Consider the following 22,306-nt stretch of genomic DNA (forward strand, 5'->3'; position numbering starts at 1 on the left):
GGCGCTGGCTGGTAGGTACCACACAGAATGTAATGAACAATTCCAGAAGAAACGAGAGTTGCGTTGAGCCTGCTTGTCATCTCCAACCTTAGCCTGCGTATGGCTGGCCGTGTTCTGCTGGACCAGGCGAACCTTTCCATAGACCCCGGCCGCAAGGTGGGGCTGGTTGGGCGCAATGGTGCTGGCAAGTCCACCCTGCTGGCCGCCATTGCGGGGGATATTGCGCCCGACGGGGGGAGACATCCGCCTTTCGTCCCGCGCACGTATGGCGCGCGTTAAACAGGAAGCCCCGGCGGACGGGGCCAGCCTGTTGCAAACCGTTCTGGCGGGAGATACCGAACGCACGGCCCTTATGGCCGAGGCCGAACAGGCCACAGACCCCATGCGACTGGGCGAAATACACGAACGCCTGCGCGCTATTGGGGCAGACAGCGCACCCGCCCGTGCAGGCACCGTGCTGGCGGGGCTGGGCTTTAGTGCAGAGGCGCAGGAACGCCCTGTATCCGACTTTTCTGGCGGGTGGCGAATGCGTGTCTCGCTGGCCACGGCGCTGTTTTTAGAACCCGACCTGCTGCTACTGGACGAACCGACCAACCATCTGGACCTTGAGGCCACACTGTGGCTGGAAGACTGGCTACGCCGATTCGCCGGAGCGGCGCTCATTGTCAGCCATGATCGGGGACTACTGGATTCCTGCGTGGATGCCATTGCCCATCTGGCACGTGGCAAGCTGAGCCTGACCCCCGGCGGATACGAAAATTTTGTACGAATCCGTACAGAACAGGCTTTGCAACAAACCCGTCAGGCCGAAAAAATTGCCGCCCGGCGGGCACACATGCAGTCCTTTGTGGACCGCTTCCGCGCCAAGGCGACCAAGGCCAAACAGGCACAGGCCCGCCTGAAAGCGCTAGAAAAACTTCCCGTTATTGACGCCGTGGTGGAAGACGCCGCCACACATTTTGCCTTCCCCGAACCGGAGCAGCTTCCGCCCCCTATTCTGACCGTCAACCGCGCCAGTGTGGGGTATGAGGGCAAGCCGGTGCTCAGCAACCTCTCATTCCGGCTGGATATGGAAAGCCGCATTGCCCTGCTGGGTGCAAACGGCAACGGCAAGTCCACTCTGGCCAAGCTGATTGCAGGGCGGCTTGCAGCGCTAAGTGGTGATGTGGAGCGCAACCCACGCCTGAAAGTGGGATATTTTGCCCAGCATCAGGCCGAGGAGTTACGCCTTGAGCAAACACCCATTGACCATATGGCGCGTGCCCTCCCCAAAGCCACACCATCGGAAGTCCGCGCCCAGCTTGCCCGCTTCGGGCTGGATGCGGACAGGGCGGAAACAGCTGTAAAGGACCTGTCCGGCGGAGAAAAAGCCCGCCTTCTGCTGGCTCTGGCCACGCGGGATGCGCCACAACTGCTTATTCTGGACGAACCGACCAACCACCTCGACCTTGATGCGCGTGATGCGCTGATCCGCGCTCTGGCAGACTTTGAAGGAGCGGTGGTGCTGATTAGCCATGACCCACATCTGGTGGAACTGGTGGCAGACAGGCTGTGGCTGGTGGCGGATGGTCAGGTGGTGCCGTTTGAAGGGGACATGGGCGAATACCGCACATGGCTACTTGAGCGGAACCGGGCAACCAACCGCCCCAAGCAGGACAATACCGCCCAGCAAAGCCGCAAGGACGAACGGCGAGACCGGGCCGAAGCCCGCAAGGCGCTTGCCCCCCTCCGCAAGATTATTAAAGATGCGGAAGCCAAACTGGCCAAGCTGGCAACCGAACGCACAAAGCTGGAAGCCGCACTGGCCGACCCCGCCCTGTATGCCGAGGGCAAGGCTGCGGAAGTCACACGCCTAAACACGCGACTGGCCGCCATTGCCAAGGAAGAGGCCGAAGCGGAAGAACGCTGGCTGACCGCAGAGGCGGAAATGGAAGAGGCCGAAACCAGCGCCTCCTGAATATTCCCACCCCAAAAGCAGTTCCCCAAGGCCACCCTGCATATAAAAACAGGGGGCCTTGGGCCTATACCCCGTCAGGCAGACAGACTGGCTTTTCTGGCGTCCCGCTCCTCCACATGTAGCGAGAGCAGAAAAAGCAGCAGCCCAATGAGCGAGAGCCCCATACCGGCCCAGCCTGTAGACTCCAGCCCGAACCCCATAGCCAGCACCACCCCACCCAGCCATGCGCCAATGGCGTTGGCAAAGTTGAAGGCCGCGTGGTTCATGGAGGCCGCAAGCGTTTGCGCATCCGCCGCTACGTCCATCAGACGGACCTGCATGGCCGGACCAAGGGCAATCCCCCCACCCAGCATAAAAACAGCAAGAGCGGTCAGCCATACTGTGTGCGCCACAAGCGCAAACAGGCCCAGAGCCACCGCATTCCACAGGAAGGCAATAATGGTGGCCCATTTAAGGTTTCGGTCCATCAGGTAACCGCCACCCCATGCGCCCACACACATGCCCACACCCCAAAGGGCCTGAAAAAGCGGCACCCCCCAAAGCGGAACATGAGTAACATCCTGCAATGTAACGGAAAAATAGGTGTACACGCAGAACATGCCACCACAGCCGAACGCCACGGTGCCCATAACGTACCAGACCTGCTTGCGCGAAAACGCCCCCAGTTCGGACAAGGCCGAACGCGCCCTGTTGGGCGGGTCATAAGGCACCCAGGCCAGCACCATAAGGCAGCATATGGCCCCGATCACACCAATAAAAAGGTAGGACAAACGCCAGCCAAAGTAAGAACCGGCATAGGTTGCAAAGGGTGCGCCCACCACATTGGCTATGGTCAACCCGGCAAACACGCGCCCGACGGCACGCCCTCTATACCCCCGGTCCACCAACCCGGCCGCCACCAGTGCTGCAACCCCCATGAAGGAACCGTGAGGCAGACCCGTGATAAACCGCGCCAGGTCAAGCATACCCAGCGATCCCGCCAGAGTGCCTAACGCATTGGCCGCGGCAAACCATGCCATAAGCACAATAAGCAACTGCCTGCGGGACACCTGCGCCGCCATGATCGACACCAGAGGCGCCCCGACCACCACGCCCAGAGCATAGGCCGAGATGGCCTCCCCCGTGCGCGGAATACTGGCATGAAGGCTATCCGCCATCTGGGGCAGCAGCCCCATTGCTGCAAATTCCCCCGTGCCTATGGCAAAAGTCCCCACCGCCAGAGCGAGAAGAGCCTTGGAGGCGGCAGCCAACCCGCCGTCGTTCCCGCCAGACATGTCCGTTTGCACTCCTGAAAAACGTCAAAGAAATTTCTTCTCACATCCACGTACAAATGGATAAGAATACACAAAAAAGTAATGTAGTAGTGTGAGAGCAACGAACGGACAGCCGTTACACAGCCTCTCCTGATCCTGAAAGTGTTTTCTTGCATGCCATCTGACAGCAGTCCTCCTCGGCCTCCGGCAACCCCGCAGGATTCTCCCATTTTTGGGCCTGAACATATTGCCCGCATTTTGCGCCTGACCATTGGCGCCGTCAGCTTTGGCCTGCTGATCTGGCTCTTGGGCGATGTGATGATGGTTATTTTTGCCTCCGTGCTGTGCGCGGTGGTGCTGTATGGCCTGTCCAACATTCTGCGCCGCCATCTGGGGCTATCGCACGGGTGGGCGCTCTCCATTGTCGTTCTGGCTCTTTTGTCCAGCGCCGGACTCCTTGTGTGGAACAGTGGCCCGTCCATTGTCAGCGAGGCAATTCGTCTGCAGGAAGCCCTGCGCCAGCAGGAGGCCGCCCTGCGTGACAACTTGCAGGGTTCGCCTACCGGCCAGATGATTCTGAGCTATCTGCCCGCCTCCCTTGGGGGCCACCATACTGGCGGGGACAGCAGCCTTGCCTCGCTCGGCTCCCGCATTGCCGGGTCCATGACTGGTATTCTGGGGTCCGCCTTTGGCGCTATTGGCACGCTTGTCGTCATCCTCATTGCCGGGCTGTATTTTGCCATGTCTCCGGCTACGTACGCCAATGGCCTGCTGCGCCTTGTGCCCGAGGAGCGGCGGCCGATTATTCGCCAGTTGCTGCTACGCGCGGGGCAGACCCTGTGGGCATGGGTTGCCGGGCAGTCGCTGGACATGCTGGTGGTTGGCACGCTCTCAGGCATTGGTTTGTGGTTTATTGGCGTTCCTCTGGCTCTGGCGTTGGGTGTGCTGGCGGGGATGTGTAATTTCATTCCCTATATCGGGGCAATTATGGGTGCCGTACCTGCCCTGCTGCTTGCCCTCTCCCTTGGTACGCGGGAGACCATTATGGTGGCGGTGCTGTACAGCGTGATCCAGTTTTTTGAAGGGAACGTGCTGGCCCCGGTCATCCAGCGCCATGCAGTCCAGATGCCACCAGCACTGACCGTTCTCTCCCAGACCCTGTTTGGGGCTATTCTGGGCTTTCCCGGACTGATTTTTGCCTCGCCTCTCACGGCGGTTTTGCTGGCAATTCTCGATTCCCTGACAAAACCCCTAGCCGAAACAGACCGTATATGAAACATTTCCGCACAAACCCGTGACAAGAACATATATTTCTTGTAAGAATTTGGTAATCCGTTTGGGTAATTCGAGGTCTGTCTATGCGTGTTCTTCTTATAGAAGATGATCAAACGGTCCGTAATTTTGTCGCCAAAGGTCTGTCAGAAGCTGGGCATCTGGTAGAACAGGCAGCAGACGGCAAGCAGGGGCTCTCGCTCGCCTGCCAGGACAAGTTCGATGTGATCATCCTTGACCGCATGTTACCCGGCGGAGTGGAGGGGCTCCATATTCTGGAAACCCTGCGCCGCGAAGGAAACCTGACCCCGGTGCTTCTGCTGTCCGCTCTGGCGGATGTGGATGAAAAGGTGGCGGGCCTGAAAGCTGGCGGGGATGACTACGTTACCAAGCCTTTCTCCTTTTCCGAGCTACAGGCCCGGCTGGAAGCCCTTGTCCGCCGCAACCGGAACGAGGCCCAGCCGCTGACCAAGCTGAGCGTGGGCGATCTGGAGATTGACCTGCTCTCCCGCTCGGTCCGCAGAGGTGGGCAGAAAATTGACCTGCAACCGCGTGAATTCCGCCTTCTGGAATTTTTAATGCGGCATACCGGGCAAGTTGTAACCCGCACCATGCTGCTGGAAGGCGTGTGGGACTACCACTTTGACCCGCAGACCAACGTCATTGACGTCCATATTTCTCGTCTGCGCCAAAAAATAGACAAACCGTTTGACCGCGCTCTGGTGCACACCATACGCAACGCCGGTTACATGCTGCAGGAATGAGCAAGCTCCAACGGTTTATGCAGGCCAGCTTTCGTAAGGCCCTCATACAATCCGTTAGTCTTCGTTTTGGCATTGTTTACAGCGTTCTGTTCATCAGCTCCGCCATACTGTTCCTGTTTTTTGTATGGTGGGGCACTGTTGGTCTGCTTGACCAGCGCGTTCGCCATTCCATAGCGCTTGATGCCCACGCCTTGCTGACCGAGTGGACGCGCGAGGGCGCTCCCGGCTTAGAAGACCTGATTAACAACAGGCTTGCGCAGGATATAGACGATAACGCCCTTTATCTGTTGAGCGCGCCGGATGGCAAACTGCTGGCGGGCAACCTTGCCCACTGGCCTGTACGGCTTAAAAACTCCATAAACTGGCAGCGCCTGCCCGTCCTGCGCGACGGGCAGCTCAAGCTCGCCCAAGTGCGCATATGGACACTGGATGGCGACTACCGCCTGCTGATTGGGCGCGACATAAGTGCCCGAACCCAGATCCAGCGGATGTTGACTGACGCCATGGTCTGGACCTGCGTTATGGTCGGCCTGCTGGCCATTGGCGGGGGCTGGGTGGTGCGCACCCTGTTCAGGCGCATCATCCATTCCATTAACCGCACGACACTGGCCATTACACAGGGCGATATGACCCGTCGCATCCCTGTTTCTGGCACGGGGGACGAGTTGGACGATGTCGCCCTGACCATAAACCAGATGCTGGACCGGATCACCCGGCTGATGGATGGCGTCAAGCAGGTTTCCAACTCCATTGCACATGACCTGCGTACACCCATTGCCCGCGCCCGTGCCGAACTGGAGGACGCCTCCACCCACGCCACCAACGAGCAGGAACTCCGCGCCGCCATAGATCAAGCCGTCAGTAATCTGGATAACGTGACCGGCATTTGCGAAGCCCTGCTGCGCATTGCCCAGATTGAGGCCGGTGCCCGCCGCTCGGCCTTTGCCACGTTCGATTTGGTCACGACCCTGCGTGACATGGCTGAACTGTACGAAGCCGTGGCAGACGAGCAAGAACTGAAGCTGCTGACCGACCTGCCCGACCACCTGCCGTTCTGGGGCGATCAGGCCATGTTCCAGCAGGCTTTGGCCAATATTCTGGACAATGCCATCAAGTTCTCCCCTCCCCACGGTTCCATCCGCCTGAGCGCGCAGGAATGCCCTGCAAGCAAAACCAATGAGGGAGAGCAGAGCGCCCTTATTCGCATCCAAGTAGTGGATTGCGGCATTGGCATGAACAGCGCGGATATTGCGCGCGCATCGGAACGTTTTTTTCGGGCGGAGCGCGCACGCAATACCCCCGGTTCCGGCCTTGGACTGGCCCTTGTACAGGCCATTGTGGAACTGCATGGCGGAACCCTGCGCCTGAGCCACAACAATCCCGGTCTTGCCGTCACTATAGACGTGCCTGCCATACATGATTTTCCAGATGGAACTTAAAATATACGTAATGTCACAATGATGACTTAAAACTATTAACGTTAATAGATCGTTTGAAGCAGATAGTTTTGTTGAAATAACACGCAATTACGTTTCTTAGTCATCTCATGAAGCTCTGCTTGCCTCTTGCTCTGACCCTGGCCTTAGGGGGTGTTGTTACCGGTGGTTCTGTTACTCTTGCCAGTAACGAACCCCTGCCAACCGCGTTGCCCATTCGCTGGCCCTTGTTTCAGGGAACGTCCTCGTCTGCTCCTGTCATTGTCACATCTGACAGCCTCTCCTTCTGCCTTGAACTTGCCCATTTGGTAGATTCCTATTCGGACATGGAGACGTCTCCAGCCGTTACCAGCCTGAAAACAGATGGCATGACCCTTTGCAAACAAGGGCATGTCCGCTCTGGGCTTATACGTCTGCGTCGCGCCTTAATGAATGCAACAGGAGCACCATCGTGACTGTCCACTTATCCTTCCGGTCCGCAAGCCTGCTGGCACTGGCCATGACCTCCAGCGTGACGGGGCTGACCCACGCCACGACAGCCCACGCGGAAAGCAATGCGGACTCCTTTACCCGGTTGGAAATCCACGCCACGGGCACCACGCAGGCACCACCTGACAAGCTGAGCGCCAGCTTCCGAGTGGGAAGTCAGAACCAGAACGCCGCATCCGCCCAGACAAGCGTGAACGCTCTGGTTAAAAAAGCGACGGATGAAGCCGCCAAAAATGCGGACATCAAAGCCGCCGTGCTGCAATATTCCGTTTATGAAAACCGGCCAGACAAAGCCAAACCTTACTGGACAGCCAGCCAGAGCCTGAGCTTGTCCGCCACAGATGGTAAAAACCTTTTACCACTGGCAGGCCAGTTGCAAGCACAGGGCCTTATTCTGGAAGGGTTGAGTTGGTCCCTCTCGGACGAAAAACGTCAGGCCCTGTTTTTGGAAGCCGAAAAAAAGGCCGTCGTGGAACTTAAAAAACAGGCCGACACACTGGCCAGCGCACTTGGCCTGCACGTAGCCCGCTTTACACAGGTCAGCGTGTCCGACACAGCCTACCCGCATCCCATGCCCATGATGCTGCGTGCAGCGGCCGCTCCGAGCGATTCGATTGGGATTAGCCCATCCAGCACGGCAGAAAACCAGACCGTACGCGCTGACCTACGCGCCACTGTGCTCCTCTCCCCCTGAGAACGAGCCTCAGAACGGCACCAGCCTTCTATGCAGGGTTGTACGCACAACAATAAAAAAACCGCCCGAGGTCACCCCCGGGCGGTTTTTTTAATCTGTCCTGATGGACACGCTACTTAGCGCGGAGCCAGCACCATAATCATCTGGCGGTTTTCAAGGCGGGGCATCTGCTCCACCTTGGCCAGTTCATCAATTTCCGTCCGAATCCGTTCCAGGACCTTGATCCCCAGTTCCTGATGCGCCATTTCGCGCCCACGGAAACGCAGTGTGACCTTGACCTTGTCCCCGTCACCAATAAAGCTTTTTACAGACCGCATTTTAACCTGGTAGTCATTTTCGTCGATATTCGGACGAACCTTGACTTCCTTGATCTCAATAACTTTCTGTTTCTTCTTGGCTTCGTTGCGCTTTTTCTGCTGTTCGTACTTGAACTTGCCGTAGTCCAGAATTTTTACAACTGGCGGCTCAGCATTAGGACTTATTTCCAGCAGGTCCAGCCCAACACCATAGGCACGGGCAAGTGCATCGCGCACGGACATAACGCCCGCCATCTCACCTGTTTCATCAATCAGGCGAACCTGCGGCACACGAATTTCTTCATTCACACGCGGCCCTTCTTTGCTGGGCGCCGCGGGGTAAGGGGATCTGACTATGGTCGGCTCCTGTTATTCATTTCAAAACAAACAGAGGCACCGCAACCCGGTGCTCCTGCCTGCCATTAGTATGTGCGCAATTCTCCGCTGTTTATCAAGCGGTCCATGCAATAAATCAGGGGCATTGCAGCATTGCCACAAAAACCCATCCAGCTTCACGCTTTTTTGCGCAAATCCGGAGGCGTTGCTTCAAGGCTCAAACGGGCCAATGCCTCATCCACCGTCAACACCTCCTGTGCCTGCGAGCCAAGGCGGCGCATGGCTACGGTACCTTCCTCCGCCTCGCGCCGTCCAACAACCAGAATAACCGGCACACGCCCAACACTGTGCTCGCGCACTTTGGCGTTAATCTTGTCATTCCGCACGTCGGCTTCAACCATCAGACCGGCATTACGCAGGGTTGCAGCGACTTCCTGCGCATAGGGTGCGGCGTCACTCACAATAGAGGCCACAACAACCTGCACGGAGGCAAGCCACAGCGGGAAGCGGCCCGCGTGCTGCTCGATCAGAATACCAAGGAACCGCTCGAAAGACCCCAGAATGGCGCGGTGCAGCATAACCGGGCGATGCTTGGCCGAGTCCTCGCCCACATAGCTGGCATCCAGCCGTTCGGGCAGCACAAGGTCCACCTGCAAAGTGCCGCACTGCCAGTCACGGCCGATGGCGTCACGCAGTACGAATTCGAGCTTGGGACCGTAGAATGCCCCCTCACCCGGGTTATATTCATACTCTACGCCCGCAACGGTGCAGGCTTCCTTAAGCGCGGCTTCCGCCTTGTCCCACACAGCCTCGCTGCCTGCACGCTGTTCGGGGCGGTCTGCAAACTTGACGCGCACATGCTCGAACCCGAGGTCCTGATACACTTCATGCAGCATCTGCACGAACTGTACGGTTTCATCCGCAATCTGGTCCTCGGTGCAGAAGATATGCGCATCATCCTGCGTAAAGCCGCGCACGCGCATAAGCCCGTGCAGTGCGCCTGAGGGTTCGTAACGGTGGCAGGCCCCAAACTCGGCCATACGCAGCGGCAGTTCGCGGTAGGAGCGCAGGCCGTGGCGGAAAATCTGCACATGGCATGGGCAGTTCATGGGCTTGAGGGCTAGGGTTTTATCCTCGTCCTCCACCGTGGCCACAAACATGTGGTGGCGGTATTTATCCCAGTGGCCCGATGCCTCCCACAGCCCACGGTCCACAAGCTGCGGGGTCCGCACTTCCTGATACCCGTGGCGGGTCTGTGCGCGGCGCATATAGTCCTGCAACACGGAGTAAACGCGCCAGCCCTTGGCGTGCCAGAACACCTGCCCGACTGCTTCTTCCTGAAAATGGAACAGACCCATCTCCCGCCCGATGCGGCGGTGGTCGCGCTTTTCGGCTTCTTCAAGCTGGTGCAAGTATGCGTCCAGTTCCTTCTGGTCGCGCCATGCCGTGCCGTACACGCGGGTCAGCATGGGGTTGCGATGGTCCCCACGCCAGTATGCACCGGCCACCTTCATGAGTTTGAAGGCGGTTCCCACATCCTTGGTGGTCCGCAGATGCGGGCCACGACAAAGGTCCAGCCATTTACCCTGACGGTAAATAGAAATTTCTTCCGTTTCCGGCAGATCGCGGATCAGTTCGGCCTTGAACGATTCGCCGCGCTCTTCAAAAAACGCAATCGCCGCATCCCGCTGCCAGACTTCCCGCTCAAACGGTTCCGCTCTGGCCACGATCTCCTTCATCTTGGCTTCGATCGCAGCAAAGTCTTCCGGCGTGAACGGTTCGGCACGAAAAAAGTCGTAATAGAACCCGTGTTCGATGGACGGCCCGATGGTGACCTGCGTGCCGGGGAACAGCTCCTGCACGGCTTCCGCCAGCACATGGGCCGCATCATGGCGGATCAACTCCAGCGATTCCGGGTCTTTTTTGGTAATGAAGCGGATCTTGGCGTCCTGCTTGATGGTCTGGCGAATATCGCTCAGCTGACCATCCACTTCCATGGCCAGTGCCGCCTTGGCCAGCCCGGCACCAATGGATTCCGCCACCGTCGTGCCCGTGACTGGCCCGTCAAAACTACGAACAGAACCGTCAGGCAGAGTGATAGCGGGCATGGGTGCAAGCTCCAAAAGGAAGGGAGAATAAATACAAAGACTGTTTAATGGCGCTACCAGAGCGCGGCTGCAACCCTCTGGACCGAAAGGAATGCAAGATCACGCACCCAGAGCACCTCCACCTGCCCCGGCCTGTACCCCAAAGGGGCGGTACGGGCAGGCGTACTCTCGCGTGAAAACAGGACCAGACACCGGCACCCCATTTCCGCCGCCATGTGCATGGGGCCGGTATCATTCCCCACTGCACCCCATGCCCGCGCGGCAAGGCCTGCCACGTCCGGCAGGCTGGTCTGCCCGGTCAGATCCTGCGCCTGTGGGCAATGGTGCAGAATTTCCGCCGCCAGAGGTTTATCCTCCGCACTGCCAACAACAACCGGGGTAATCCCGCGTGCAACAAGGCGCGCCGCCAACTGGCCATAATGGTGCGCGGGCCACCGTTTGGCCGGACGGTGCGGAGCCGCACCGGGCACCAGCAGGGCGTAAGGCTGAGGCAGACGTGGCCCCGCCGCCTCCAGCCACGAAAGGTCGGGCCGCTCCACCGTAGCCACACCGGCCATACGCAACTGGTCACGCTGGCGAGGGCGGGTGTGCATGATGTTGCGCCACGGGTTGGCATGGGGCAACTGGGCCGCAGCCACATGTCCCGACCAGACTGGCCTGCCCGCAAGCCAGAAATACCGTGCCGTGCGGCCTGATGTTTGCAGGTCATACACCCGGTCATACCCACGCAGCTTACGGCGCACCGCCAGCACGCCAGCAAGGTCCGTCCACTTGGGGCGGGTATCCACCTCTACATTGTCAAACCACGGAGCAAGGCGTGCCAGCGCCACAAATGACTTGGTTGTCAGCAACGTAATGTGCGCCTTGGGGTGCGCGCGCCTTATGGCCTCGAACGGGCCAAAACTCTGCACAAAATCCCCCAGCGCTCCCAGCCGGATGACCAGAATACGCGCCGGTTCCTGCGCACCCCTCATGGAGAATCGGGGTCTGCCGCCATAACGGCCAGATCCTGCCGCGCCAGATCCGCCTCATGGCTATCGGGGGCCAGATCCAGCACCTGCTGCCAGTCCTGCTGCGCACCTGCGGCATCGCCCTTGCGCTCGCGGATAATGCCGCGTTCCAGCAGAGCCGCCGCGCAGTCGGGCGCAACAGCCAGAGCGTGCGTTACGTGCTGCATGGCAAGGTCCAGCCGCCCCATTTTACGCTCGGCTTCCGCCAGCAGCACATAGGCCTCCGGGGCTGCGTTGGGCTGGCGAGCCACAAGGGCTGTCAGCTCCTGCTCTGCCAGATCGGCCCTGTTCTGCGCCAGCACACTCCGGGCTCGGGTGACCAGCAATGCCTGATCATACGGTTGGATCGACAGGCCAAAATCCGCACTGGCCTGCGCTTTGGCTGGCACCCCGGCGGAAAGCCACGCCTCGGCGGCCTCTTCCTCCATTGTCGCACGCAGGGAGGGGGGAATACTGTCCCCTTTTTGTGCGGTCTGGTGTGCCAGCTCATCCAGTTCGCGGGCGGCTGTGTCCTCATCCCCGGCTTCCAGCAGGGCAAGGGCGTGGCAATGCCGGGCATCGTGCCCGCCGCCATGGTGCTGCCAGTCCAGAGCGTAATCCCGTGCGCCGTAGGGGTCATCCCCAATCATGGCCATGCAGGTGGTTACGGACCAGACCTGCTTTTTTCCCCCCGCCGCCTGCTGCGGATGGGCTGATGCCACACCCTCCATGGAAGATGAGGCGGCCAGAACAACAGCACCAGCCAGCACACAAGGGAGGGACCGACGCGCAGAGAAAACTGCTTTCATACATCATCCATAGCAAACTCAGGTCCGTAGCGGTCAAGCCTGAGCATATCCTGTTCAGAATATGGCACTTTTGCCCTCTTGCGTGATAATAGGGGCAACATGGCCAGTTTTTTACGCTCTCCAGTCATTTTGCAAATTCTGCCCGCCCTGCAACAGGGTGGCGTTGAACGGGGCACCCTGGAAATGGCAGAAGCCATTACACAGGCTGGAGGCAGGGCACTTGTCGCCAGCAGCGGTGGGCGCCTTGTCCCACTCCTGCACAGCCTTGGGGCTGAACATATTACCCTCCCCGACTGTGGCAGCCGCAACCCGGCGCATGTAATCCGCAATGCCCGTATGCTGGCCCGAATACTGACCGAGCACAACGTTGCTATCGTGCATGCCCGTTCCCGCATTCCCGCGTGGACCGCCAGAATGGCATGTCGGCGAACCCGGACATCGTTTGTCACCACATGGCATGGTGTGCACGCCAACACCGTTCCGGGTAAAAAACTGTATAATTCCGTGCTGGCCAGTGGGGACCGGGTTATTGCCATAAGTGAGCATATTGGCCGGATGCTGGAGCGTGATTACAAAGTACCCGTCAGCCGCCTACGGGTTATTCCGCGTGGAGCGGACATAAGCCAGTTCAGCCCAGAGGCCGTAAGTGGCCAGCGTATGCACCAGCTTGCCGAGCAGTGGGCCGTACCGGCCGGGTCGGCCATCATCCTCATGCCCGGCAGACTAACGGCATGGAAAGGCCAGACCCTTGTGCTGCAAGCTCTGGCCCAGTTGGAAGCCGCTCTGCCAGAACAACACTGGCACTGCGTATTCGCCGGGTCTGACAAGCCAGACGGGCGCTACGTGCAGGAGCTAACGCACCTCGCCCACACGCTTGGACTGGACGATAGAATCCGCTTTGCCGGTCATTGTGATGACATGCCCGCCGCCATGGCGCTGGCAACTATGGTGCTTGTGCCATCCCTCCGCCCCGAACCGTTTGGCCGCGTTGTGGTAGAGGCACAGGCCATGAGCCGACCCGTTATTGTCTCGCACCACGGTGCGGCGGTGGAAACAGTGGACAATGGCGTTACTGGCCTTTGCGTTCCCCCCGGCGATGCTGCGCATCTAGCCGATGCCATGTTTACCGTGCTGACCGCCCCCAAAACCACGCGGGCCGACATGGGCGCCGCCGCCCGGCAGACGGTCCTGACGCACTACACGACCGAAGCCATGCAGCACGCAACACTGGGCGTGTATGACGAGTTACTGGGGTCTCAACTGGCTCCGGCCTTTCTCCAGACCAAAAATGCGCCTGCCCTCTTTCAGGACCATGACCTTGCGGGGTAAGACAGAGCCTTCCTTCCTCCACCCACAGGGCAGAGCATGAGTGCCGCTACATCCCCCACGCAGCCCCTTTTTGCCCAGACGCCACGCAGGCTCGCCTTCGTAGCTGCCCCCACGCACGAAGCGCGCGGGGAGTTGGACAGGCTGGTTGCGCATTATGGCAACTGCCACCCCGGAGAAGCAGAAATTATTGTCTGCCTCGGGGGGGATGGCTTTATGCTCGAAACCCTGCGCGTGGTGTTGGAAACGCAACTAACTGCCCCCGTTTACGGCATGAACTGCGGCTCTGTGGGTTTTCTGATGAACCCGATGAACGAGGAAGATCTGCCCGACCGGCTACTGCACGCACAGGCGGCCACCCTGCACCCCCTGCGCATGAAGGCCACCACAAGCCATAACGAAACACATGAAGCCCTTGCGCTGAACGATGTGTACTTGTTCCGCCAAACCCGGCAGGCAGCCAAGCTGCGCATAGATGTGGATGGGCTTGTCCGTGTGCCTGAGTTGATCTGCGATGGGGCGCTACTGGCAACACCGGCGGGTTCCACAGCCTACAACCTTTCGGCCCACGGGCCTATTGTGCCGCTCTCGGGCAATCTGCTGCCGCTGACCCCCATATGCGCCTTCCGCCCCCGCCGCTGGCGCGGTGCCCTGCTGCCCTCAGCCGCCGATGTTGGCTTTACGGTTATGGAATCCGAAAAACGGCCCGTGGCCGCCGTGGCCGATTCGGTTGAGGTGCGCGATGTCATATCCGTTCAGGTCCGCGAGGACCGCAACCTGACCGTAACCCTGCTGTTTGATCCGGGGCAGACTCTCTCCGAACGTATTGCCGAAGAACAGTTCTCCGCATGATGGCGTATCTTTTTGCCACGTCTTGCCGGAATACTCCGTTTTATCCTTCCCCTCTTCTGGGCTAGTCTGCACCGTAATGACAAAAAAGTTCTCTCTTTCGTGCCGCCTTTCTCTGCTCTGCGCCGCAGGAATGCTGGGAGCAGGCACGGCCCATGCCCAGATTGTGACCAACTCGGAAGCACTGGACAGTCTGGCAGGCAGCACACCTCCGGCAGCGGCGACCCCACCACAACCACGCGCCCGCCACACAGCCCCCCGCACCACACAGCATCCACGTGCAGCACAACCTTCGGCAGCCAAAACCACACCGGCGGCTGCAACCCCAGCCACTACGGTTCCGGCAGCGCCCGCCACACAGCCACAGGCAGCCCCGGCAACCGTTGCCCAGCCCACAGCCAACCCGGTTTCCGCAACCGGCAGCAGCACAACGCAGGCGCAAACGCCCAATGTGCCACCAGCAGGCCAGCCAGTACGCCCTCCTCCGGCCCCAACTATTCCTGATGCGCCACCATCCCAACCTCAGTTGACCCCCGCGCCGTCTGATGTGGAGGTGCATCCCTTCCCCATTCCGCCGCAACCCGTTGTACAGGTGCAGGCACAGGGGACCGTTACCCCCATTCCCGGTGGTGTGCGCCTGACATTTGCCCCCGGATCAGCCGACCTTAACCCCGAGACGCATCAGGCCATTCTGGCCTTTGGGCAGAACCTTGCTTACAAGCCGCACGTCCGGGCACTGGTTAATGCCTTCAGCTCCGGCGCGCCGGATGACCCATCGCTCCCGCGCCGTATGGCCCTCGCACGCGGGCTGGCAGCACGGAGCGTGCTTATGAATGGGGGAACACCCTCAACGCGTATTTACGTGCGGGTCATTGGCCTGCCGCAAAATACCAAAGCGGGCGAGCCAGAAGATTATATAGACATCTACCAGTCTGACGCAGAACCATAACGCCAGCCCAAAGGCTGGCGTTAGCTCAGGCCATAACAGGGAACGCCTGCGTAAGAGGACTTGCAGAAAAGTACCTTGCAGGCATCGCGGCTTATCAGGCAGTTACGCGCCTGCTTTCTGCTCTTCCATACGAATACGGGCTTGTGTGGCAAGCTGGTCCACCTGTTCGTTCTCAGGAACACCAGAGTGGCCCTTGACCCAATGCCACGATACATCGTGCGGCTTGGCGGCATCCAGCAACCGCCGCCACAAATCCATGTTTGCAACCGGGTCCCCCGCGGCATTGCGCCAGTTCCGGCGCACCCAGCCCGTATGCCAGCGCGTAATACCATTCCGCACATATTCGCTATCGGTATGCAGGTTAACAACGCAGGGCTTTTTAAGAGCTTCCAGCGCTTCGGCTGCGGCGGTCAGCTCCATGCGGTTGTTGGTTGTTTCCAACTCGCCGCCAGAAAGCTCACGCTCAACGCCCTTGCAGCGCAGCAGAACGCCCCAGCCGCCCGGGCCGGGGTTGGGCCTACACCCGCCATCGGTCCAGATGTCCACATGCATCCGGTTTTCTGGGTTGGGGGAAGATGTTTCAGAGTCCATAACCACCCACACTTTGCGTCGCCAGATGGAACCGCAACCGTTTGAGGTAATCCAGCGGATTTTTAGGCGTTACCAGCGCGTCGGCCGGGGTGTGGATCCAGTCATAAAGCCGGGTCAGCAAAAAGCGCATGGCCGCACCCTGCGCCAGAACAGGCATGGCATTGCGCTCCACCTCTTCCAGCACACGGACCTCCTCATACCCCAGCAGCATCTGCCGGGCGAAGGTCACGTTGAATGCGCCATCGGGCTGGAAGCACCATGCGTTCAGGCAGATGGCCACATCAAAGGCCAGATAATCCGTGCAGGCAAAATAGAAATCAATCAGGCCCGACACGGTGTTGTTCAGAAAAAACACGTTGTCGGGGAACAGGTCGGCATGGATCTGCCCCCGCGGCAGGGGTGGATGACCTCCCTGCCCCGGCCAAGCGGGCACAATGCGGGCAAGAGCCTGCTCCAACTCGGCCTGTAGGCCTGCCTGCACCTTATCTGCCCCATTGGCGCAGCTTTGCAGTAACGGTGCCCATGCGCCCGGCCCCAGAGCATTGGGCCGCTCCGGCGCGTAGGAACGCCCGGCGGCGTGCAACTGGGCCAAAGCACGGCCAAGCGGGCGGCAATGCTCGCTCCGCACGGTGCGTGGCCAAACACCGGGTAAAAAGGTGGTAATGGCCGCTGGACGGCCCGCAAGGGTTTTGAGCGTCTGGCCCTGTTTGTCAGCCACAGGCTGCGGGCAGGTTACGCCCTCCCGCGCAAGGTGCTGCATCAGCCCCAAAAACCAGGGGAGTTCCAGAGCATTCACCCGTTTTTCGTACAATGTGAGAATAAAATCCCCACTGGTTGTACGAAGCTGGAAGTTGCTGTTCTCAACCCCCTCGGCAATACCACGGAACGCCACAAGGGACCCAATGGCAAAATCTGCCAGAAAGTCCCGGAGCGCCTCGTCGCTAACGTCCGTATAAACGGCCATGAACCACCTTTAGCCCAAGGGTGCAGGAAGGCGGAACGTCACGTTTTCTTCCTTCACAATCCGCTCTTCAATGCACAGCGTGTAACGCTTGGCCATTTCGGCCAGCATTTCCTGCACCAGAGCTTCTGGAGCAGATGCACCGGCCGTAATGCCCAGCGTACGCACGTCCTCCAGCACCGACCAGTCCAGCGCATCCAGCCGTGGCACCAGCAGGGCACGGGCAGCGCCCGACCGTTCCGCTACTTCACGCAGGCGCTGGGAGTTGGACGAGTTGGGCGAACCGATAACAATGACCAGATCGCATTCCGGCGCAATGGTCTTAACCGCTTCCTGACGGTTGGTGGTGGCGTAGCAGATGTCCTCACGCTTTGGCCCCTCAATTAGCGGGAAGCGCTCACGCAGGATGTCCACAATTTCCGCCGTATCATCGACCGAAAGGGTGGTCTGGGTAATAAACGCCAACATGCTGGGGTCAGCAGGCTGCACGCTGCGGGCTTCATCCGCATCGTTGATCAGGGTAACGGCACCGGCGGGCAGCTGGCCCATTGTGCCCACCACTTCCGGGTGACCGGCATGGCCGATCATCAGAATATGGCGGCTTTCTGGCCCACCGCCAGCGTAGTGGCGTTCGGCCTCGCGGTGGACCTTGGACACCAGCGGGCACGTTGCATCCAAATAAAGCAGATTGCGGCGCTCGGCTTCAGCCGGAACGGTTTTTGGCACGCCATGAGCGGAAAAAACAACGTGGCCATCTGCGGGAACTTCGTCCAGTTCCTCCACAAAGATGGCGCCCTGTGCTTCCAGCTCCTCTACGACGGTACGGTTATGAACAATCTCGTGTCGCACATAAACCGGCGCGCCATAGCGGCGAATGGCTTCTTCCACCACACGGATGGCACGGTCCACACCGGCACAGAACCCGCGAGGGCCTGCCAGAAGGACCTTGAGTGACCGGCCGTGCTGCGCATCCGCATTCTGGGTGGTAGTAAGGGTATCAGTTTGATCGGGCATGGTGTTCCCCAAAGTTGCAGCGGACTGTATAGAAGAAAACTGGCTATGAAGAAGCATATTGAAAACAGGCTATGCCCGAAACCCGGTAAAGGCCGTGGCAGTTGTGGCCTACGCAAAGGACGCATGTGATGCAACCCGTTTTGCAGCATCCAAGACGTGAAACACACGCTCGCAGGGGCGTGGCGGGTTGGTGCGTCACCCGTTTTTGTTCCTCCACCCCATAATGCCGGATCACTCCATGCCTCATGATCTTACCCGCCTGCGCTGCCTGCTTCCCCGCATAACCGCTTCCGGCGCACTGGCCATGGGCCTGATAAGCGCTTTGGCCGGTTGTGGTGGGGGAGAAAGCAGCTCGACGGATTTTGCGCCAGCCTGCCCCATTACGCACATTCCATCTGAAGCAGCGGACTATTACCTATATAAAGGAAATAGCACCAACTTCCGTGATCTGGTGGCGCGGGCCAGCATTGTCAAGCTGGAGGGGGACTGCTCCGCCGGTGGTCCCAAGGACCTGAAAACCCGAGTCGTACTACATATTACAGTGGAGCGCGGCCCTGCCTCATCCACCGATACGCTGACCCTGCCGTGGTTTATTGCCGTGCTGCATGGTGACCGCATTGTGAACAAACACGTCTTCCGCCACACCATTACCTTCCCGCCCAACCTTGCGACCTTTGATACGACAAGCAAGGTCATTACGATTGATCTGCCGATCCCACCGCGTAACGTCGATTCTGATTATCGATTCGAGGTTGGCTTCCAACTCAACAAAAACCAGTTGGGTTATAATCAGGCCCACCTCAAACCTGCCGCCTACCAGGCTTACTAAGGGAGAGCAGGTCCGCCTGCCATGGCGCCGGGCCTGCCTCTGTCACAGACCTTTTCGGTTGGACCGGTATAAAAGCATCCTTGTGCTGCTTTAACAGCGGCTTTGCGGGTAGGAGCTTTTATACCGTCTTCCCTTCCCCAGTTTTCTAGCGCACCGGACCTGCATCCGGCGGGAAGCGCGCGGCCTCAATGGCTGCGTTCTGACGGTCGGTCAGAGCCTGCTCATCAAAGCCTTCCACAATTTCGTGGAACAGTTCGTTCCAGTTCATCTTCACCTTCAGCCGCATGAAGACCGAACCAAGGCCAATGGCGGAACGGTCCACCAGCACAAATTCGCGCGGCAGGCGTACACCGCCCGTTTTCTGCAACCCTTCATGCACGCGGCTCAGCACCTCGCGCCCATGCTCCGGGTTGTTCTCCTCCTGAATGTAGCGCTCGCGATCATCCATAAGCGGGGCGTAAAGCAGGCTCGCCCATTCATTCAGCACACGCACCTTCTCGCGCGAGAGGTCCTTAAAGCCCCACGCCTCGTACGCGTGGGCCGCCATATCTTCGTTCTTGGTGCGCAGGGCGTTGTACAGGTCGATATTGCCCTTGATGAACGAAGGACGAAAAATACGGATTGCCCCAAAGTCCAGCAGGTTCAGCCCACCGTCTTCACGCAGGGTGAAGTTGCCCATATGCGGGTCCCCATGCACCACACCATACTGGTATAGGGGGACATACCAGCCACGGAACAGGGCACGAGCAATTTTCTTTTTCTGCTCGTCCGAAAGACCAGCCTTAATAGCGGCGTTCAGATTCTGGCCAACCACCCATTCCATGGTCAGCAGGCGGCGCGTACTTAGCTCGTCTACCGGCAACGGTACGGTTACTTCGGGGCAGTCCTTCAGAATAGCGTGATAGAGCCGCATATTGGCGGCCTCACGCCGGTAATCCAGCTCCTCCCGCAGGCGTTCGGCCAGTTCCTCCACCACATCATCTTGACGGATGGCATTGTCGAGCTTGTGGTAAACCCCAATGGCCATGCGGAACTGCTTGAGGTCCGCCTCCACTGCCGAGTTCATATCCGGGTACTGGAGCTTGCAGGCAACACGGCGGCCATCGGCCAGAATGGCCTGATGCACCTGCCCAAGGCTGGCCGCAGCGGCGGCTTCCTTACCAAAAGCCCGGAAGTTTTTCTCCCACCCGGCTCCCAGCTCCGCCATCATGCGGCGTCGTACAAAGTTCCAGCCCATAGGCGGTGCGTTGGACTGAAGCTGCGCCAGTTCGTCCGCATATTCCTCCGGCAGAGCACCCGGTATGGTAGCCAGAAGCTGGGCGGCTTTCATTAACGGGCCTTTCAGCCCTCCCAGAACGGACTTGAGGTCCTCGGCATGGGTCACCCCACCAGAGCGCAGGCCCATTTTATGCCCGGCCAGACGGGCGGCAATACCCCCCACCGTGCCGGTGGTCTGCACCATCCGCCGCAATTCGCCGAACATGCCGGAATTATCAAGGTCCCGCGCCATGGTTCAGTCCTGCTCCAACTGGTCGATAAAGCCGGAAATCACATCCAGCCCCTTACGCCAGAAGCCGGGGTCGGACGCATCCAGCCCGAAGGGGGCCAGCAGTTCCTTGTGGCGCAGCGTGCCGCCTGCTTCCAGTATGGCGATGTATTTGTCCTGAAAACCCGGAGCCCCTTCGTTGAACACCTTGTACAGCGCGTTCACCAGACAATCCCCGAATGCATAGGCATACACATAGAAAGGGGAATGGATGAAGTGCGGGATGTAAGCCCAGAACACGTCGTAATCAGGTGTGAAGTTAAAGGCCGGGCCAAGGCTCTCGGTCTGAACGGAGCGCCAGATTTCACCAATCCGTTCGGGCAGAAGCTCGCCTTTTTTCCGCTCGTCATGCACACGGGTTTCAAATTCGTAAAACGCAATCTGGCGCACCACGGTATTGAGCATATCCTCCACCTTGCCAGCCAGCAGCAGGCGACGGCGAACGGGGTCTTTTTCCGCATCCAGAAGGGACTGGAAGGTAAGCATCTCGCCAAACACACTGGCCGTTTCGGCCAGTGTGAGCGGCGTGTCAGACATCAGATAGCCCTGCTTGGCCGCCAGAACCTGATGCACACCGTGCCCAAGTTCGTGCGCCAGTGTCATCACATCCCGAATACGACCGTGGTAGTTGAGCAAGATGTAAGGGTGGGCCGAAGGAACCGTGGGGTGAGCAAATGCACCGGGGGACTTGCCCGGAGCCGGGGGAACGTCAATCCACGGGTTGGTCAGGAAGGTGTTGATCACCTTGCCCATGCGCGGATCAAACCCGTCATACGCCTTTTGCACAATATCCTTGGCTTCCGACCATGGAATTTTGCGGTCTTCACACCCCGGCAGGGGCGCGTTGCGGTCCCAGTGCTCCAGCTTGTCCAGCCCCATCCATTTGGCTTTAAGGCTATAATAGCGGTGCGACAGGCGTGGGTAATCGGTCCGCACGGCAGAGACCAGCGCATCCACCACGCCATCTTCCACCATGTTGGACAGATTGCGCGAGGAGGTGGGACGGGCAAAATGCCGCAGCCCGTCAGATATGGATTTGTCCTTGGCAAGCGTATTGGTAATGAGCGCAAACAGGCGGACATTGCCTTCAAACACCGCACCCACGGCCTTGCCTGCCCGCTCACGCACCGCGCGGTCGGTATCAGACAGGCGATTAAGCGCATCGCCCACCGTCATGGTCTGCCCGTCCACCGTAACCCGCAGGGCGGCTATGGTCTCATCAAACAGGCGGCACCATGCCTGCGCGCCGGTGACGGATTTTTCCAGCAGCACTTTTTCCACGTCATCGCCAAGCTGGTGCGGGCGATACATGCGCACATCACGCAGGTAAGGCTGCCAACGGGCCAGAGCGGGGTCCTGCAACTTGGCCTGAAGATCAGCCTCCTCCAGCCGGTTCAGTTCCAGCCCAAAGAACAGGAGGTTGGTGGAAATATCGGTCAGCCGCTCGTTAATGGACTGGCTGAAGCGACTGATGGACGCATTGGACGAATCCGCTGCGAACAGCAACGAGGCATAGGAGCCTGCACGGCCCAGTTTTTCCTCTATGTCCTCAAACTCGCTCATGGCCTGCGCCAGTTGCCCACCACTCAGGCTGCTCAGGCGGCCTTGATACAGCTTGGCAAAGCTCTGGGACGCCGCAGTGGCGGCCGATAGATCCGCCTCCAGCTTGGGGTCATCCATGCCTGCATAGAGGGCGGACAAATCCCAGCGCGGCAGGGTAGCAGCACTTGGGTCGGAGGCAGAGGCAGGTCCGGCTTCCGCCGCCATAAGCGGAAGTGACAGCGAACGGGGAAAATGCGCGGTATGTTCCATACCCCCACTCTACCGTGCAAATCCGC

Annotated in this window: 19 protein-coding genes and 1 pseudogene; 10 read left to right on the forward strand and 10 right to left on the reverse strand. The window is 59.4% G+C overall.

The window, feature by feature from the left end; genetic code table 11:
* Positions 1–63 precede the first annotated feature (63 nt).
* Positions 64–1,957, forward strand: a pseudogene (locus AGA_RS10930) (ATP-binding cassette domain-containing protein).
* 74 nt (positions 1,958–2,031) lie between these two features.
* Here AGA_RS10930 and AGA_RS10935 read toward each other — a convergent pair.
* On the reverse strand, positions 2,032–3,231 hold the full coding sequence (locus AGA_RS10935; RefSeq protein ID WP_059024324.1) for an MFS transporter: 1,200 nt from the start codon (positions 3,229–3,231) through the stop codon (positions 2,032–2,034).
* Between the two features lie 153 nt (positions 3,232–3,384).
* Here AGA_RS10935 and AGA_RS10940 point away from each other — a divergent pair, with 153 nt between their 5' ends.
* The 5 genes from AGA_RS10940 (at position 3,385) to AGA_RS10960 (ending at position 7,865) form a co-directional block, all read left to right on the forward strand.
* Positions 3,385–4,485 carry an AI-2E family transporter gene (locus AGA_RS10940; RefSeq protein WP_059024325.1) on the forward strand — a complete coding sequence of 367 codons (1,101 nt, stop codon included), beginning with the start codon at positions 3,385–3,387 and terminating at the stop codon, positions 4,483–4,485.
* 83 nt (positions 4,486–4,568) lie between these two features.
* Positions 4,569–5,246, forward strand: a complete 678-nt coding sequence (locus AGA_RS10945) for a winged helix-turn-helix domain-containing protein (protein WP_059024326.1) — start codon at positions 4,569–4,571, stop codon at positions 5,244–5,246.
* The gene (locus tag AGA_RS10950) at positions 5,243–6,685 is read left to right on the forward strand and encodes a HAMP domain-containing sensor histidine kinase (RefSeq protein ID WP_059024327.1); all 1,443 of its coding nucleotides are present in this window, start codon (positions 5,243–5,245) and stop codon (positions 6,683–6,685) included. Before AGA_RS10945 ends, AGA_RS10950 begins: the two co-directional genes overlap by 4 nt.
* A 107-nt stretch (positions 6,686–6,792) precedes the next feature.
* A complete protein-coding gene (locus AGA_RS10955; RefSeq protein WP_059024328.1) occupies positions 6,793–7,137 on the forward strand; it encodes a hypothetical protein in 345 nt (114 codons plus the stop codon).
* Positions 7,134–7,865: an SIMPL domain-containing protein gene (locus AGA_RS10960; protein WP_059024329.1), complete on the forward strand. Its 732-nt coding sequence runs from the start codon at positions 7,134–7,136 to the stop codon at positions 7,863–7,865. Before AGA_RS10955 ends, AGA_RS10960 begins: the two co-directional genes overlap by 4 nt.
* Before the next feature lie 116 nt (positions 7,866–7,981).
* Here the strand turns inward: AGA_RS10960 and infC are convergent, their stop codons facing one another.
* From infC to AGA_RS10980, 4 genes are all read right to left on the reverse strand, one after another.
* On the reverse strand, positions 7,982–8,518 hold the full coding sequence (gene infC, locus AGA_RS10965; protein ID WP_059024330.1) for a translation initiation factor IF-3: 537 nt from the start codon (positions 8,516–8,518) through the stop codon (positions 7,982–7,984).
* Between the two features lie 155 nt (positions 8,519–8,673).
* Positions 8,674–10,605, reverse strand: a complete 1,932-nt coding sequence (gene thrS / locus AGA_RS10970; RefSeq protein ID WP_059024839.1) for a threonine--tRNA ligase — start codon at positions 10,603–10,605, stop codon at positions 8,674–8,676.
* A gap of 53 nt (positions 10,606–10,658) precedes the next feature.
* Positions 10,659–11,579, reverse strand: a complete 921-nt coding sequence (locus AGA_RS10975) for a glycosyltransferase family 9 protein (RefSeq protein ID WP_059024331.1) — start codon at positions 11,577–11,579, stop codon at positions 10,659–10,661.
* Positions 11,576–12,403 carry a tetratricopeptide repeat protein gene (locus AGA_RS10980; protein ID WP_059024332.1) on the reverse strand — a complete coding sequence of 276 codons (828 nt, stop codon included), beginning with the start codon at positions 12,401–12,403 and terminating at the stop codon, positions 11,576–11,578. The genes AGA_RS10975 and AGA_RS10980 overlap by 4 nt, the downstream gene beginning before the upstream one ends.
* A 99-nt stretch (positions 12,404–12,502) precedes the next feature.
* On the opposite strand from AGA_RS10980, the gene AGA_RS10985 reads away from it, so the two are divergent.
* From AGA_RS10985 to AGA_RS10995, 3 genes are all read left to right on the forward strand, one after another.
* Positions 12,503–13,732, forward strand: a complete 1,230-nt coding sequence (locus AGA_RS10985; protein ID WP_059024840.1) for a glycosyltransferase family 4 protein — start codon at positions 12,503–12,505, stop codon at positions 13,730–13,732.
* A gap of 36 nt (positions 13,733–13,768) precedes the next feature.
* Complete coding sequence (locus AGA_RS10990) at positions 13,769–14,581, forward strand: NAD kinase (RefSeq protein WP_059024333.1); 813 nt, start codon at positions 13,769–13,771, stop codon at positions 14,579–14,581.
* Positions 14,582–14,657: 76 nt separating this feature from the next.
* Entirely contained in the window at positions 14,658–15,527 is an 870-nt protein-coding gene (locus AGA_RS10995) for an OmpA family protein (protein ID WP_157065346.1), read from the forward strand.
* A gap of 102 nt (positions 15,528–15,629) precedes the next feature.
* On the opposite strand, the gene rnhA is transcribed toward AGA_RS10995, so the two are convergent.
* From rnhA to ispH, 3 genes are read right to left on the reverse strand one after another with little or no spacing between them, the layout of a single operon-like run.
* The gene (gene rnhA, locus AGA_RS11000; protein WP_059024335.1) at positions 15,630–16,118 is read right to left on the reverse strand and encodes a ribonuclease HI; all 489 of its coding nucleotides are present in this window, start codon (positions 16,116–16,118) and stop codon (positions 15,630–15,632) included.
* Entirely contained in the window at positions 16,108–17,082 is a 975-nt protein-coding gene (locus AGA_RS11005) for a homoserine kinase (RefSeq protein WP_059024336.1), read from the reverse strand. Before AGA_RS11005 ends, rnhA begins: the two co-directional genes overlap by 11 nt.
* A 9-nt stretch (positions 17,083–17,091) precedes the next feature.
* Positions 17,092–18,093 (reverse strand): 4-hydroxy-3-methylbut-2-enyl diphosphate reductase, encoded by a 1,002-nt coding sequence (gene ispH / locus AGA_RS11010; RefSeq protein WP_059024841.1) that lies wholly within the window; start codon positions 18,091–18,093, stop codon positions 17,092–17,094.
* Positions 18,094–18,331: 238 nt separating this feature from the next.
* On the opposite strand from ispH, the gene AGA_RS11015 reads away from it, so the two are divergent.
* A complete protein-coding gene (locus AGA_RS11015; RefSeq protein ID WP_231945793.1) occupies positions 18,332–18,922 on the forward strand; it encodes a hypothetical protein in 591 nt (196 codons plus the stop codon).
* 145 nt (positions 18,923–19,067) lie between these two features.
* On the opposite strand, the gene AGA_RS11020 is transcribed toward AGA_RS11015, so the two are convergent.
* A complete protein-coding gene (locus tag AGA_RS11020) occupies positions 19,068–20,432 on the reverse strand; it encodes an ABC1 kinase family protein (protein WP_059024337.1) in 1,365 nt (454 codons plus the stop codon).
* 3 nt (positions 20,433–20,435) lie between these two features.
* Positions 20,436–22,280 (reverse strand): M3 family oligoendopeptidase, encoded by a 1,845-nt coding sequence (locus AGA_RS11025; RefSeq protein ID WP_059024338.1) that lies wholly within the window; start codon positions 22,278–22,280, stop codon positions 20,436–20,438.
* Between the last annotated feature and the right edge of the window lie 26 nt (positions 22,281–22,306).

Origin of the sequence: Acetobacter ghanensis (assembly GCF_001499675.1) — a bacterium.
Taxonomy (GTDB): Bacteria; Pseudomonadota; Alphaproteobacteria; order Acetobacterales; family Acetobacteraceae; genus Acetobacter; species Acetobacter ghanensis.

Bases quoted from the DNA above. Each gene is read 5' to 3' on its own strand.
- ispH (WP_059024841.1), bottom strand. From the start codon at position 18,093: ATGCCCGATCAAACTGATACCCTTACTACCACCCAGAATGCGGATGCG.
- AGA_RS10995 (WP_157065346.1), top strand. From the start codon at position 14,658: ATGACAAAAAAGTTCTCTCTTTCGTGCCGCCTTTCTCTGCTCTGCGCC.
- AGA_RS10955 (WP_059024328.1), top strand. From the start codon at position 6,793: ATGAAGCTCTGCTTGCCTCTTGCTCTGACCCTGGCCTTAGGGGGTGTT.
- AGA_RS11015 (WP_231945793.1), top strand. From the start codon at position 18,332: ATGCCTCATGATCTTACCCGCCTGCGCTGCCTGCTTCCCCGCATAACC.
- AGA_RS10985 (WP_059024840.1), top strand. From the start codon at position 12,503: ATGGCCAGTTTTTTACGCTCTCCAGTCATTTTGCAAATTCTGCCCGCC.
- AGA_RS11005 (WP_059024336.1), bottom strand. From the start codon at position 17,082: ATGGCCGTTTATACGGACGTTAGCGACGAGGCGCTCCGGGACTTTCTG.
- AGA_RS10990 (WP_059024333.1), top strand. From the start codon at position 13,769: ATGAGTGCCGCTACATCCCCCACGCAGCCCCTTTTTGCCCAGACGCCA.
- AGA_RS11020 (WP_059024337.1), bottom strand. From the start codon at position 20,432: ATGGCGCGGGACCTTGATAATTCCGGCATGTTCGGCGAATTGCGGCGG.
- AGA_RS11025 (WP_059024338.1), bottom strand. From the start codon at position 22,280: ATGGAACATACCGCGCATTTTCCCCGTTCGCTGTCACTTCCGCTTATG.
- AGA_RS10975 (WP_059024331.1), bottom strand. From the start codon at position 11,579: ATGAGGGGTGCGCAGGAACCGGCGCGTATTCTGGTCATCCGGCTGGGA.
- AGA_RS10945 (WP_059024326.1), top strand. From the start codon at position 4,569: ATGCGTGTTCTTCTTATAGAAGATGATCAAACGGTCCGTAATTTTGTC.
- thrS (WP_059024839.1), bottom strand. From the start codon at position 10,605: ATGCCCGCTATCACTCTGCCTGACGGTTCTGTTCGTAGTTTTGACGGG.
- AGA_RS10980 (WP_059024332.1), bottom strand. From the start codon at position 12,403: ATGAAAGCAGTTTTCTCTGCGCGTCGGTCCCTCCCTTGTGTGCTGGCT.
- rnhA (WP_059024335.1), bottom strand. From the start codon at position 16,118: ATGGACTCTGAAACATCTTCCCCCAACCCAGAAAACCGGATGCATGTG.
- AGA_RS10935 (WP_059024324.1), bottom strand. From the start codon at position 3,231: ATGTCTGGCGGGAACGACGGCGGGTTGGCTGCCGCCTCCAAGGCTCTT.
- AGA_RS10940 (WP_059024325.1), top strand. From the start codon at position 3,385: ATGCCATCTGACAGCAGTCCTCCTCGGCCTCCGGCAACCCCGCAGGAT.
- AGA_RS10950 (WP_059024327.1), top strand. From the start codon at position 5,243: ATGAGCAAGCTCCAACGGTTTATGCAGGCCAGCTTTCGTAAGGCCCTC.